Origin of the sequence: Streptomyces sp. NPDC006711 (assembly GCF_042869775.1) — a bacterium.
Lineage (GTDB): Bacteria > Actinomycetota > Actinomycetes > Streptomycetales > Streptomycetaceae > Streptomyces.
Window position 1 is genome coordinate 452195 of sequence record NZ_JBIAGO010000002.1, and the last position, 13904, is coordinate 466098.

Genomic DNA, 13904 nt, shown 5'->3' on the forward strand with positions numbered 1-13904 from the left:
GCGGGCGCACGCGCTTGATGGTCACGAGCTCCAGCAGCTCCGCCGATTGGGTGACATCGGATGTCGAATCCATCACCGTCAACGGCCGCGAAACCTCCACATCTGAAGCCGCCGGCTTCCTCGCGTCGGTGAAGGTCGGCGTCCAGACAGTGGCCGTCTCCAATGGCCCGCTGGAGCGGACGCTTGAGTTCGATTTCTGCCTTGCCGAGGAAGAGGACCTCTGCCTCGTCGACCAGGCCTTGGAGAAGCTCATCTCCAGCCGCGAGTTGAGTCTCAACGCAATCGACACCTTCATCATGCGTGCCGGCCGAGGGGTGACGGCCCGCCGTTACCGCGAAGGTGTGGCGGCATACCTGTACGGCGTACTCGCGCGTGAAGCGGTTGAGGACCCCGGCCGGGTAGATGCGTCGGGCGCGACGATCTACGAGCAGCGGTACAACAGTGCGGTCTCTCTGCTGTCGACCTTCGACCGCCCCGCAGCGGAGGCGATCTGCGGGTTGGTCGCGTTGCACTACAACCAGTTCGAACTTGCGGTGCGCAAGACCAACAGCCACCGTGTCTCCGATGTCGCGGCGCGGTTCCGATCCCTCCTCGCAGGCGGCGCATTCGTCACGACAAGCCTGGCCGACCGGTCGCACGGAAGCTTCGATCGGGCCTTGAGCGACTCCGTTACCGAGGACCTCCTGGACCTCGGTGCGACGGCTTTGGACGGGACACAGTCATCCATGGTCACCCAGCTACTGCCCTCGCTGGGCGAGCTCCGGCCCCAGGACCAATTCAAGGTCCGACTCATCGCGGCTGAGGCGCTGCTCGCTGTGGGAGACATCGATGGTGCATCACGACACGGCGAGGCGCTCAGGCACTCCAAGGAGACCGGCGCCTGGTACGCAGGATTTCGGACCCGATTGCAAGAGGTAGGACGTTGAGCAACGAGACCATTCCAGAGCCCGGCGCGGAGTCGGGGCCGAGCGACCCCGCATCGGCTACCGCTACCGGCGATGGCACCGGCTCGGCCGCGCCTACTGACAATGCGTCAGCGGCACCCGCTGCGGAGAAGGGGACACAGCGGGCCAAGTCCAAGACGAAACCGAAGCCGATCATTACCTCGATCGAGGAGTTGCTGACGTTCGCCTACGAGTCGAACGCTCGACTGCTTGAGATCTCGAGGGAGGACCTCAAGAAGCTGGCGATTACCGATGAGGGCATCGCGTCACAGAGTGCGCTGGTCGAGTCTCTCGCGCCGACAGACCCAACGTTGTCGGCCCCGTTCAAGCTGCTTCAGTACGCGGCGCGCCAAGGGGTCCCGCTCAAGCGCGCCGAGGACGGTGGCCTCACACCGGCGTTGAACCGGCTCGTTGACCTCGCGGTAGTCGCACTGGGCCACAGCCCGGTGTTCGGGGGCAGGGTGGGCCAGCTGGTCGATCCCCGCAAGGATCCGCAGCTCTCGATCGAACACGTGCGTGCCGCGGCTCAGCGGGTCGCCGACGAACTTGGAGCGGCCCCGAAGCAGTTCAAAGCCGCAGACAGTGAGCGCCTCGTCAGACATGCGATCGCGTGCTACGGACTCCTCCGCGCACTCCAACGTGAGTGGACCCTGGATCAGTTCATCGATGCGTCGTACGACTCCCTCTGGAGGTACGAGGCCCCGGAGGCAGCAGGGCTGGAGCGAGCCGCCAGCCAGGTCGGGGCAAGCAGCGATCACAAGGTGCTCGGGATCGTCGGCGCGAACTACCTCGCCCGGATCGCCCGCTTGGAACGGCAGGTCACACATCTCGAGAGTGAGGCTGCCGCTGCTCGGAATCGCGAGACTCGGCTCCGCAATGAGCTTTCGACCGTCGAGGAGCGTGAGCAATCTGCGCTGGCTCGCGCCGACGCGTTCTCTGCCGACGTGGTGCGACTGCAGAAGGAGCTCGCGGCCGAGCGCGATAACAGAGTGGTCGACAAGAGCCATATGGCGGACGACTACGAAACGCTGCGAACGCGCATCATCCGGCGTCTCGGGGGTGAGATCGATCTGCTTACCGATGGTCTGCACGCACTCCGGAACGGTGCGCCCGACGTCGCGGAGGAGTTCCTCGACCGTTCTCTGCTTGCCCTCACGCGTGAGGTCGAGCAGCTGAAGGACGCGGCTGGAGGCTTCGCGTGATCGTCGGGTTCGACTTCGGAACGACCAATAGCCTCGTTTCGGTGGTAGTTGGTGACCGCGTGATCGACGTGATGGACGTCGAGACTGGCCGGCCACATCCCTCGATCGTCCGGTACGAGGGCGAGCAGGTAGTCGTCGGCCGCGATGCCAAGGACGCGTTGGGTGCCGCGGGCATTGGGGTGCACGGCAACACGGTGAAATCGCCGAAGTTCCTCCTCGGCGAGGAGGCGATCGCAGTCGGAGGCGTCGACCGGAGCCCTGTGGACATCGTTGCGGACGTCGTGCGGCACGTCCGGTCGGAGTCCCTGCGCAGTCCGCAGCGGAAGGTGCTCGGCAGCCTCGACAACGCTGTGGTCACGATCCCCGTGACCATGAATGGGCACCGCCGCGCGGCGCTGCGAGAGGCGTTCGCCGGGGCCGGGATGCGTATAGCCCAGTTCGTCCACGAGCCGCTCGCCGCCCTGTACGGGTTCATCCGGGGAGCAACCGACCCAGAAGAGATGGCACGGCGGCTTGCACGACGAAACGTCCTGGTTGTCGACTGGGGCGGCGGAACGCTGGACCTGACTCTCTGCCGAGTCGACGAAGACCAGGTTCGACAACTTCGTAACGGTGGCTCGACCCAGGTCGGCGGCGACGAGTTCGACAAGGTAATTCGCGACGAGGTCGTGAAGCGCGCTCGGGCTCGCGGAAGTGCCACTGACGACGACCTTGCGATCCCTGAGGCCGAGCTCCGGCTCCTCCAGGACGCGGAGCGCAACAAGATCGAGCTCTCGGCTGACCGTGTTGACGTGACGTTCTACCGGCCAAGTTACTTCCAATCAGGTGCCACGTTGCAGTACCGGCTCACTCGTCAGGAGCTGGAGGAGATCACGCGGCCGCTCGTGACGGCAGGTATTGATGAGATCGAGTCGCTGCTCGGCAGCTTGTCGATGGCGCCCGGGCAGGTCTCGCTGGTCGTAGTGGTCGGTGGCATGGCGGCCATGCCCGCGATTCGGAGCCGGCTGCACGAGCTGTTCGGTCCGGACCGAGTTGAGGTGCCGACGAACAGTGCCACGTTGATCTCACAAGGAGCTGCGTGGATCGCGCATGACAGGCAGAGGCTCCGACTGGCGAAGCCCATCGAACTCGAGCTCGCCCGTGGGTCGTTGATGCCACTCCTCGCTGCGGGCACTGAAATGCCTCTCGGTGGAGACGTCAAGCACGAAACCCTCCACCTGTACTGCGCGGATCCGACGGATGGGAAGGCGAAATTTCCGATCGCCACTCCGACCGCGTTGTCATCACACCCGCAGGCGAGCGAGCGGCGAACGTCGCTGGGAATGATCACACTCGGCGTCGACGAGACCGCGCCGCCACTGCACGAGCGCCTCGAGCTGAAGGTCGTTCTCGACGACGACTTGGTGTTGTCGGTCGAGGCGTCATCAAGCCAGAAGCACGATCGAGTCACGGCGTCGTACTGCGACCTGGAGTTCGGTCTTGGCCTCCCGGCTTCCGCTATGCCCGGAGGTGCAGCCGCGCACCCAAAAGCACCTGAGGAGTCCGTGGTCGTGCCACAGGCGGGACTGGTCGTCCGTGCGAATGTGGCGAGGGACAAGGACCAGGCGACCGTTCCCGGCGACGTGCTGTATCGGCACAATGCAAGGGCCTTCACCCGGCACGTGCGCGACGGTGCGACAGAGGCCCAGTTGCGGGAACACCTTTACTACAAGCCGTGTGCCGCCTGCAAGCGCCAGTGGGGGCACCCGGAGTGTCGATGCGGAACGGCGTGACATGGCGAGCGCCAAGGCACACGTGCGAGTGCTTGACCACGGAACGGAAGTCGAGTCTGGAGTCCGCCGTCCGATTCGTCTGACTCCCGATGGATACGCGGGCGTCGCGTATGCGGGCTCCGTCTACCCACTCCGGCAGGGTGATCTCATCGACTTGGACGGAACGAGCTGGGAACTCGCGGACTGCGATCGGTTCCTGTTTATCGGAGCAGAGGTTCCGTACGCTCCCATTACCGGTAAACCGCTGGAGAAGACCAGCGGTTTCGACATCGAGTGGCACCTCGAATCCAACCAGTACGGGCATACCGTCGTCTTCAACGCGTCGGAGCACGTTGCCAGCAGCTTGGTGTCAGCGCTTGAGGACGCGGGTCTCAGCATCCAGCGCTGGGACGTCAGCCATCGTCCAGCAGATAACGGCACCTTCTACGACTGGTTCGCGCGCCTTCGGTTCAAGGGCAGCCAGGCCGAAGCACTTGCGCTCGTCGGGGATGTCATCGCACCGCCGTCGTCTCTCGCGCCGACGGTGCCAGTCACGAATCCGACCACAGCTCGCCTTGCTGATGCCGAGGCTCGGATCGAGGAGCTGCTCAACCAACTGTACGTCGCGACATGCAAGGGCGAGGCGGCTGAGCGTGAGGTCGCGCAGCTCCGTCACGTTCTTGCGAACGCGGAAGCGAGCGAGCATCGATACCGAGAAGCCGTTGCCCTCGCAGAACGCCGTCATTCAGATCTGCAAGAGCAACTCGCCGTGCTTCGACAAGGCCTGGGAGGCATGGCTGACACGGCGGAACTGGTGAAGAACCTCGCTGACGCCGAGGAACTTCGAGAACTCGCTCTTGCCGAGAACTCCTTGCTGCTGGAGCGTGTGCGAGCGGCCGACTCGGAAGCGGCAGAAAGCGGAGCACGCGCTGACAACTTGGCAGTGCAGGTAGACGCACTCCTTGGGAGAGTGTCAGAACTTGAGGGCCTGGAGACGGAACGACTTCGCGCCGCGACCGCGCAACGGCCTCGGCGCGGGGGTGCCATTGACTTCCTGCCTCGGGCGTTCAGCCGCCTCGAGTTCGTTCTCGATGCAGTCGATGTGATCGCCAACCTCGACTCGCCAGCGTCCACGATGAAAGCACTTGCTGAAATCGACTCTGGGCGCCTTGCCGGGAATGAACTTTCGGAAATGCGTGGCTGGTTTGAGGTGACGGAATTGGCGACGGGCATCGCGGGAATCGGGCGACTTGGCCGCATCTACTACAAGCCGGACGGTCAAAGAGTGCTTGTCAGTGTGCACATCGAACAGGACGAAAAAGAACAGAGACATCACATCGAGAGGCTGCGAGCCTTCTGACCCCGGTTACCGGCGCCTGAGGCAGGCCTCGATGTCAGAGCGTTCGAGGCGCAGTTCCTTGGCGTCGGGCCTCGCGGCCCACGGCCCCAGATCGGTGATAATAGGCGGCGCACTCCGGAGCAGGACCAGTGCCGTCCCGATGGCGCCGCACCAACTCGGCCAGACCTCATGTGCTCTGGGAACTCGCAGCCGCCCTGGTGGGGAGAACACCGGGGGAGTCCGTTGATGCGCTGTCTGTCGGCGCTGCCCCAGGGGGTTGGTACAGCGGGCGCCTGCGCCAGCGCCACACTTAACCCGGGCGTTGCGGAAAGTCCAGTCGTGGACCGCCTTGAGGGTGGATCGGGCGTGTCCTGGCGCCTTCCATAATCCAGTCGACCGTACTGGCCTCTCGTCCGAAATCAGCACCTACCCTGAAGCAGGGTCAGGTAGTTTCTGCCGATGCAACGCTCCGGCAGCCGACAAGGAGTGGCAAGTGACAGCGGATGTCCGTGGGCCGGCATGGGCACTCGAGGGATTGGGCGTGCGATCCGGGCGCTATCCCCTGGCGGTGGAGGGCCCGGTGATGCGGGCGGTGGACCGGTTGGTTCCCGGAGTGTCCACGGTGACCCGCTACATCCGTTACCACTCGCTGTATGCGGCGATCGCGGCGCACGCGGAACGGAACGCGTGGGACATCAGCGCGTGCCGCCGGGCGGTCCGCCGCAGCGAAGTCCTGCTGGCGGCGCTCCAGCACCACACAGAGGCAGATCCGGCGTGGCTTGCCCACGGGGTCGATCGGGTGCGGCGTTTCTGCACAGAGGAACTGGAACTCGCGCGAGCCGCCGATGAGGAGCAGCTGAGCCAGTCGTATTCACCCCGCCGCTGGGGTTTTTGGGACCAGTACGGCGGACCTGCCACGGTGCTCGGCACCGTGGACGTCCGGGACGGAGTGCTCAGACCCGGCCGGCACCCGTGCCCTCCAGCAGTCAAGGAGCTCTTCGCCCCTCTGCTGTCTCTCACGGCGCGGGACGTCGTGTCCTTCACCGACCTGGAGACAGCAGGGCAGGCGGCTCTTGGCGTCCCGTGTCCGGCCGAGCGGGAATGGCTGACGGACGTGCTGACCGCAACTCACGGTGGAGGAACCCACGCGCAGAGGGACTGGGAGACGGCCGACCGCACTCGGCGTGCGACCCTCCGTATCCTCGGTCGGGCGATCGATCTCCACGGTCATGAGGGCGACGGGTATCAGGAGACGCTGCGCTCCGCGGTGGCCTTCGGTGGCGAGGCGACAACGGATCCCGTTCTGGCGGCGATTCCCGAGACGGCCGGTTGGCGGGGAGTGCTGCTGCGTCATTACTCCGTCGGCGCCTGGCGTCGGCTGTGGGCGGCACTGGTGGCCGGTGTCGGCTCCAAGGACGGCGAGGCCGACCGGTCGGCCGAGGAACTGCGCGGCTGGCTGGCGCAACAGGCCCCGGATGCGAATGTACGGCGGGTCCTGGACGACCTGCCTCCGCTCAAGAACGCGGCAGGTCAGTTGTTGCCGGTCGAACGGCAACTTCTGACGCAGGGTGCCGATGCTCCGATGACCAATGTGCTGCTCCTGATGGTAGGTGCGCTGCGCTCCCGGGAGGGTCATCTGCCGGACGACGTACGGGCCGTCTTCCTGGGCCGTCAGCGGCGCTGGGCCGAGTTCCTCGACCCGACGTGGGTCGACGGCCTCATCGACGACTACGCCGACCGGCCGGTCCGCGACCTGGCCGCTCGACTGGTGGACGACATGCTCGCCCAGTCCCGCAGAGTCGCCCTCGCCAAGCTGCGCACCGACCCCGCGACCGGCGGGCTGAAGATCTTCTCCCGTCTGCACCTTCGCAACGAGCGTTATTTCAAGACCGGAGACGAAGGAGACTCCGACATCGGCACGCGCATCCCCCAACTGGGCTCCCTGGCAGCGCAGCTGGGGCTTTTCGCGGTCCGCGACAACTGCCACACCGTCACCGCGGAGGGACGGCGGATCCTGGAGACAAACCCATGAGCGCGGCACAGCACACCCGGTTCGCATCCCCCGTCACGCTGCTGAGAGAGTGGAGCGAACGCAGCGATCAGCAGGCGCTGCACGAAGCGCTCTTCCTCGGTTTCACAGTCGATCTCCCCTTCCTGGAGAAGGTCGCCATACCCGTCGCCCGTGGCCTGGGTGCGCGCACCGCGGTGATCGGTGATGCTGCCCAAGGGCTGTACGACCCGGTCGATGTGCGCATGGCCGGCCACAGTTATCTGCACGGTCTGGCCTCCTGCCAGCGTGCGTTCCACCCCAAGGTCGTCCTTCTGGTCGGAGAACACGCCTGCCGGCTCGCCGTGGGTTCGGGGAACCCGACGCTGTCCGGCTGGGGCGCCAACGACGAGCTGTGGACGGTGGTGGAGACCGAGGACGACGACTCCCACGCCCTCCTGGCCGACCTCGCCGACTGGTTGGACGCACTGCCCTCCGCCGTGGAACTGGCCCCCTGGTCGGCGAGTCATCTGGCGGAACTGGCTGCCCTTCTGACCGAACGGCATGTCAACGCCCCGGCCGGACCGGAATCCGGTGCCCGGCTTCTGCACAATCTCAAGGAGAGTCTGCTGGACCAACTGCCGCTCGGTCCTGTCGACGAACTGCACGCGTACGCCCCGTTCGTCGACGAGGCCAGTCATGCCCTCAGCGAGCTGGTCGGCCGTCTGACACCCCGCCGCACCATCCTCGGGCTCCAGCCTCGCTGGTCCAGCTATGACGCCGGAGCGATCAAAAGGGCACTCGGCGGCTTCGACGCGCAGATCCGTTTTCTCGAGGAGACTCGCATGCGGCACGGCAAGTTCGTCGAGTGGCAGGCCGACGGCCGCCGATACGCTCTCACCGGGAGCCCGAATCTGACCCGCGCCGCGCTGTGCACCAGCACCCGGGACGGCGGCAACTGCGAGCTCGCCGTACTCGCCGCCGACACCGCGCCGCTGCTTCCCGAACAGGGGCGCGTCACCTCACTCGCGAGCCTGACGGGCCGCACCATCCGGCCCTTCCAGTCCACCGGTCACACGCTCGTCCTGCTGGGCGCGAAGGCGGACAGCGAAGGCCTGCACGTCTCTCTGGCGCACCCCCAGCCCCTGCCCGTGGTGATCAGCACGTCTCCGGACGGTTCACCGGGTTCCTGGACACGGACCGGAACCATTCCGGCGGGGGCGGCGGCCTGCTCCTTCCCGCTGCCCGAGGTTCCTGGTGCGGCGGTTCGCGCCACGTGCGCTCGTCCTGACGGCACCACTGCCGAATCCGCCGTCGTCTTCGTCTACAGCCCCGTGCACTGCGCACGGCGCCACAGCGCCGACAGCGGTCCCCGGCTGAGATACGACTACACGGTGCAGACCCTGTTCGCCGACGAGCGTGCCGCACGCCGTTTCGAAGCCGATCTGCTGCGCCTGCGCGAACTCACCGCCGGAACGTCCGCTCCCCGGGTGAGCCCGGCGGGAGAGACGACAGCGGGCTCGGTGACATCGAGCGGCGTCGACCGCTGGGACGCCTACCTCGCCGGCTGCCGCCGGATGATCGGGGCACCGTTGACGGATCTGGCGTTCGGCACCTCGCCGCTCGACCTGCCGCAGGCACCGTCGTCGCGGTGGATCGTGTCGGCGGTCACTCTTGGCGTGCGGGAGGAGGACGACGAAGAGCACGAGGACGAGACGGAGGAGGTGGACCTCCCCACCACGAGCGTGCCGGTCGCCCCGTACGTCGCGCCGGCGCAGCGTGCCCGTTTCCGCGCCTGGGCCCAGCGCTGGGTCGCGGCGCTCACGGGCCCTGACGATTCAGCCGCAGCACCGGTTCCGGTCCGGCTGCTCGTGGCCGACCTGTACGTCCAGCTCCTGGCCGCCGGAGTCTGGGACGAGCAGGACCAGAGCTGGCGCGACGGGCTCAGCCGCCTCCTCGAAGCACTCGGTTCCGAAGACCTGACGGCCGAGGCGGACCACGATGATCCGCCCGAGACCCGGCGACGGCTGGACGCGGTGGCGGCCGTGGTGATGACACTGCTCGCCCAGGACGCCACCTTCACCGGCGGCGCCGAGCACGACGTACTGGCGGCCCGCGCCTGGCACGGCAGCAAGACGATGATCGCGCGTGCCGAGCCCGCCGAGGCGGAGGACCTGATGATCCCGCCGGAGCGGGCGCTCGCCCGCGTCGCGCCCTGGAGCGAGGTGGACGGACTCATCGCGCTGGCGCAGGAGGACGACCCCTACGCGGAGGCGATCGAGGGGCTCACCGCGGCCGGCTGGTCGGTCGTGTGCGAGGACGGGCTCTGGGAGATCACGGGCTCCTTCGGCAATCCGCTTCCGGTCGTGGCCAAGGCCGCCGAACGACTCGGGCGGCACCACGCCGACGGCGTGCTTGTACGGGCCCGCAGCAAGAACCGCTGGGCCTTCATGGCATGGGCGGACCCCTACCTGGTCCTGCTGAATCCCCCGGCACGCGTCTGGCGTACCTACCAGGTACGACTCCCCGCCACACCGGAATCACGGTTCAGCGGCGGCGACCTTTCCGCGGTACCCGGCCGCGTCGGTTCCCCGGCCCCGCTGCAGAAGGGCCCGCCGGAAGCTCTCAGGAAGATTCTCGCCGAAGCAGGCCTCAGTTACCCGGATTTGGTCAGTCGCCTGTTCACATTCGACACGTGACGGGGAGGGAAGCGATCAGTGCCGTGACGCCACCGGTGACGGACCGTCGAGCGGCTGATTTCCCTCGGTCGACCTCGTCCCACCGTCACGCCGCTGCGCAAGGCGGGCAGGCGCGATCGCACTCCGCCGCCCGTACCGCTCGCCACTGCGCCGTCGGAACTCGTGCCGGTCGGCGCTTGTCTCAGCCAGCGAGATCTCTCACCGGTGCCCGACATCGCCTCGGCGGGCCATCTGCGGACTGATGGAAGTCCGGGCCGAAGTGGGCCTTTTCCAGACGGAGTTGATGCGGCAGTTGTTCGAGGACGCCACCTGAGACTCTATGCTGCACAGGCATATGCAGAGTCAACAGGGGGCCTTGGGCGACGGCGTCCGTGCCGACGGCAAAACCGGAGGGGAACGGTGGTGTCACACTCCGCGCCGAACGAGGGCGGGGTAAACGGGGGAACGGCCGAGAGGCCATCCGCTGCGTTCGAGCGGGCCGTTGCCGCCTACGCCCACGGAAACTTCGCGCTTGCCGTCAGCCATCTGCGGCTGTTGGAACGCGATGCCGACACCGGCCACGCGGTGATCGACGCCCGCCACGCTGCCTTGCGCGGGGCACTCGCGGCTCGCGCCGGCAACTGGACGGAGTGCTGTGACTGGTACATCCGGTCGCTGGTTCCTTCAGGAACCGTCGGTGCCCGTCCGCCCGAGTCGACCGAGCCCTGCCACAACGACGACTGCACCTCACCTGCCGACAACCGGTGTGGCCAGTGCTCCCGCTGGTTCTGCGCGGCGCACGGCGCCGAAAGCATGGACGAGGTCTCCCGCTGCGGCCCGTGCCTCGATGTGGCAGTGCACAACCTGGTGCATGCGGCGATTCTGGCCGGCCGTGTCAAGGCCGCCGCAGAGGCGCTCGCTCCATGGGCCGGCGCTGCGAAGTCGGCCACAGCGCAGGCACTGCTGGCGTGCCTCGCCCCGGAACATACCGTGGGCTTCGGTGAACAGACCGACGTGCTCGAGGCGTTCGCTCCGGAGCGGCGCAAGGCGCTTGCGCTGTTCCGCGCGTCCGTGACGCTCGCCGGCGTGGACCTGGAACGGCTGAGTGCCCCGGTGCCTGACACGGCGTCCTCGTCGTTCCCGGCGCTGTACGAGTGGCTGCGCCCCTGGAGAGCCCGGGGGCTGAGCCGTGCGGGTCGGCACGCCGAGGCGTGGCAAGTCCGGTACGAGGACTGGCTGGCGAAACCGGTAGACACCGTGGTCGTGCACGCCCTGGCCGTCGAGGCTCTCCGGGTCTTCGCGGACGACACCGAGACGGACAGGCGGAGGCGTCTGGCGTCCGTACGGCAGGCCATGGCCTGCTGGGCGATGGTTCTGCACTCCGCCTCTTACTGGCAGGAACTGGCACGGCGCTCCGGGCACCCATGGACGCCCGCCGAGCGGAAGGACGCCTCGGACCAGGTCGCCGAGCGTATCCGCCAGGTCCTGCGGGACGACGACAGGGCTGCGCAACGGCCGGTGGTGGACAGCCTGGAGCTGGCCTGGGATGTCGAGCTCGCCGCTGCCCGTTGCCTGGCCGGGGTCCTGGCCACGACGGACTGCGGATGGCCCGTTCAAGCCGGCGGCGACCTCGCTTTCGGCCCCGGCTTCCTCGGCCTCCTGCGGTCGGCCGGAGCCCCATGGAAGGCCCTGGCCGAGGAGGTCGACGGCTGGGTGTCGGACGCGGGCCGCTCGGGTGCGGCGAGCGGCGCTCGGCTCCGCGATCTGATGTCACCCGAGGGGCGCTACACGATGCTCCTGGAGACTGGCAGGTTCGACCAGGTCATCGCGGCACTCGAGGCCGGGACGGCGACGGAACCCCGGGCCCCGGGAGACGCCGGGCCTCCGCACGGCCCTCAGCGCATCCTCGGCGCGGCACTGGTCGCCCGGGCACGCGACCATCTGAAGGCCAAGCGCTGGTCCGAAGCCGTGCGGGACTTCGAGGACGCGGCGGGCGCCGGCGCCTCGCTCACCCTCCATGAGGAGGAGATCGCCCGGGCAGGCCGGCAGGCCGGACTCGCTCTGGTGCAGAACCGTGTCAGGCCGGACTGGCAGGCGTATGCCGGCCTTCTCCAGCGCGCCCTCGACCTGGCACCGGAAGACGAGGAACTGAAGCGGAACCTGGCTGTCGGGTGCGTGCACCTGGGCCGGCAGGCCCAGCAGCAGGGGGACCAGGACAGGGCACGTGCCCGCTTCGCTCAGGCGTACGAGCTGGATCCTTCGAACGAATCCGTCGTCGCAGCGCTGAACGAATCCGACACCCGGTGGGCCGAAGACCTCCTCCAGAAACAGCCCGTGTCCGTGCTCACACGTGCCATCACGGAGCTGCGCAGGATCCTTGACCGTGACGCGACCCTCCGGCCCGTCCGCAAGGCCTTGGCAACGGCTCTGTACGAGCGCTCCCTCGATGTAGCCCTGACCGGCGCCCGCGCCGAGGCTATGGGTCTGATGAGGGAGGCCCGCGGCCTCCTGGAGCCGGGCTCGGACGACTGCGCTCCGGGGCGGGGGCCCAAGGAGGCCGTCGCGAACGGACTCTGCGAACGAGCGTTTCCGGTCGACGTGTCCGACGAGGACGAGCTGCGGCACGCGCTCGACGTGATCGCCGTCGCCCGCACCTACGAAGTCCTCCCGGGTGTCGCCGACGAACAGGCCGCGCTCCTGGCCCACCTCGTCGGACTGTTGTGCCGGAACGAGGACTACGACGAGGCCATACGGCTCGTCCGCCGGTGTCCACGAGACGCCGAGGACCGGAGCGGACTCGACAGGGCAGTCGCCGAGGCCTACGCCGGACGCGCCCGTCGACGCCTCTCCGAGGGCGACATCGCCGCCGCCCACTCCGACGTACGGGCGGTTCGCAAGTACGACCCGACGCATCCGCTGGCTCTTTTCGGGCTGGGCGAAGCCGATCATCTGTGGTGAGGGGAAGACACGGGGTGACCATGTCCATGTTCGGCGATTCTCCGTACGAGGTGCTGGGTCTGGAGGTCGGTGCGTCCAGGGCCGACGTCCTGGCCGCCTACCAACGGTGTTCGAAGGCCGCCCGGCGCGATCGTGAACTGCGCGACCGCCTCTCCCGGGCGCGCAACGCCCTCTCCCGCCCCGGAGAACGTCGGGTGGCGGAGCTGTTGACACCGCTGCCCGGCGCGCTGCCGCCCGATGCGAGCGGTGCGCTGCTCGCCGAGGCCCGTCGGCACATGTCCCGAGTCGCCCCCCTGATGCCCGACCCGGCGAGCTTCGCCCCGCCGTCCGGCTGACGGCCCCACGACCGCTCGGTGATCCGCCTCTGTACGCCTCACGCCCCTTCAACGTCCCGGGAGCCCGCGTTGACCGCACCGTCCTCCGCACAGCCCGACTCCGACTCCGAACGTCTGATCGCGCAACTGCGCAGACGGTGCGAGGCGTTGGAGCGGCGGCGTGCCCAGTACGAGGACGAACTGGCCCGGAAGGACGCCGAGTGGGAGACGTCGCTCCGCCGCCTGCTCACCGGCCTGCTCGACGTCGACGACGCACTCGCGGAGTCCCTGCGCTGGTCGGCACGCCGGCACTCCACGGTGCCGCATCACGCCGCCGCGCCGCTGGCGAGCCTGACGGAACAGGTGTCCGCCGCGCACAGGCTGCTGCGCCGCCAGTTGCTGACCGCGGATGTCAGGCCGATGGACCTCGTGCACCAGCGCGCCGACCCCGGGATCGCACGGGTCGTGGGTGCCCGCCCCACATCCAGGCACCCCGCCGACCTGGTACTGGAGGAACGCGTACCAGGCTTCTACCTGGGGCAGCAGGTGCTGCGGACAGCCGAGGTCGTGGTCGCCGTCCCCGGCTCCGACCCTGACATCGGCCCTGGCCCGGAACCGTCTCAGGAACCGGTGAGGGAGCCGGAGCAGCCCGGCCGGTCGACGACGGCACGACGACAGCCTCGGCGACTGCCGCGTCACAAGCGCCGTACTCGCCGCCGTTCCTGACCTTC

Annotated in this window: 9 protein-coding genes; all 9 read left to right on the forward strand. The window is 67.9% G+C overall.

What is annotated here, in order from left to right; genetic code table 11:
• Window positions 1-17: 17 nt before the first annotated feature.
• A complete protein-coding gene (locus ACFYM2_RS06055) occupies window positions 18-926 on the forward strand; it encodes a hypothetical protein (RefSeq protein ID WP_388833723.1) in 909 nt (302 codons plus the stop codon).
• The gene (locus ACFYM2_RS06060; RefSeq protein WP_388833725.1) at window positions 923-2146 is read left to right on the forward strand and encodes a hypothetical protein; all 1224 of its coding nucleotides are present in this window, start codon (window positions 923-925) and stop codon (window positions 2144-2146) included. The genes ACFYM2_RS06055 and ACFYM2_RS06060 overlap by 4 nt, the downstream gene beginning before the upstream one ends.
• A complete protein-coding gene (locus tag ACFYM2_RS06065) occupies window positions 2143-3918 on the forward strand; it encodes an Hsp70 family protein (protein ID WP_388833728.1) in 1776 nt (591 codons plus the stop codon). Before ACFYM2_RS06060 ends, ACFYM2_RS06065 begins: the two co-directional genes overlap by 4 nt.
• Window position 3919: 1 nt before the next feature.
• Window positions 3920-5257, forward strand: coding sequence for a hypothetical protein (locus ACFYM2_RS06070; RefSeq protein ID WP_388833731.1), 1338 nt, complete (start codon window positions 3920-3922; stop codon window positions 5255-5257).
• Window positions 5258-5777: 520 nt separating this feature from the next.
• A complete protein-coding gene (locus ACFYM2_RS06075) occupies window positions 5778-7268 on the forward strand; it encodes a hypothetical protein (protein WP_388833734.1) in 1491 nt (496 codons plus the stop codon).
• Entirely contained in the window at window positions 7265-9922 is a 2658-nt protein-coding gene (locus tag ACFYM2_RS06080) for a hypothetical protein (protein ID WP_388833737.1), read from the forward strand. Before ACFYM2_RS06075 ends, ACFYM2_RS06080 begins: the two co-directional genes overlap by 4 nt.
• 792 nt (window positions 9923-10714) lie before the next feature.
• Entirely contained in the window at window positions 10715-12859 is a 2145-nt protein-coding gene (locus ACFYM2_RS06085) for a hypothetical protein (protein WP_388833740.1), read from the forward strand.
• Window positions 12860-12873: 14 nt separating this feature from the next.
• Window positions 12874-13194 (forward strand): hypothetical protein, encoded by a 321-nt coding sequence (locus tag ACFYM2_RS06090; RefSeq protein WP_388833743.1) that lies wholly within the window; start codon window positions 12874-12876, stop codon window positions 13192-13194.
• 69 nt (window positions 13195-13263) lie between these two features.
• The gene (gene grpE / locus ACFYM2_RS06095; protein ID WP_388833746.1) at window positions 13264-13899 is read left to right on the forward strand and encodes a nucleotide exchange factor GrpE; all 636 of its coding nucleotides are present in this window, start codon (window positions 13264-13266) and stop codon (window positions 13897-13899) included.
• The last annotated feature ends 5 nt before the right edge of the window (window positions 13900-13904 follow it).

Coding starts and splice junctions, on each gene's coding strand:
- ACFYM2_RS06085 (WP_388833740.1), top strand. CDS start 10,715: ATGGACGAGGTCTCCCGCTGCGGCCCGTGCCTCGATGTGGCAGTGCAC.
- ACFYM2_RS06080 (WP_388833737.1), top strand. CDS start 7,265: ATGAGCGCGGCACAGCACACCCGGTTCGCATCCCCCGTCACGCTGCTG.
- ACFYM2_RS06055 (WP_388833723.1), top strand. CDS start 18: ATGGTCACGAGCTCCAGCAGCTCCGCCGATTGGGTGACATCGGATGTC.
- ACFYM2_RS06070 (WP_388833731.1), top strand. CDS start 3,920: ATGGCGAGCGCCAAGGCACACGTGCGAGTGCTTGACCACGGAACGGAA.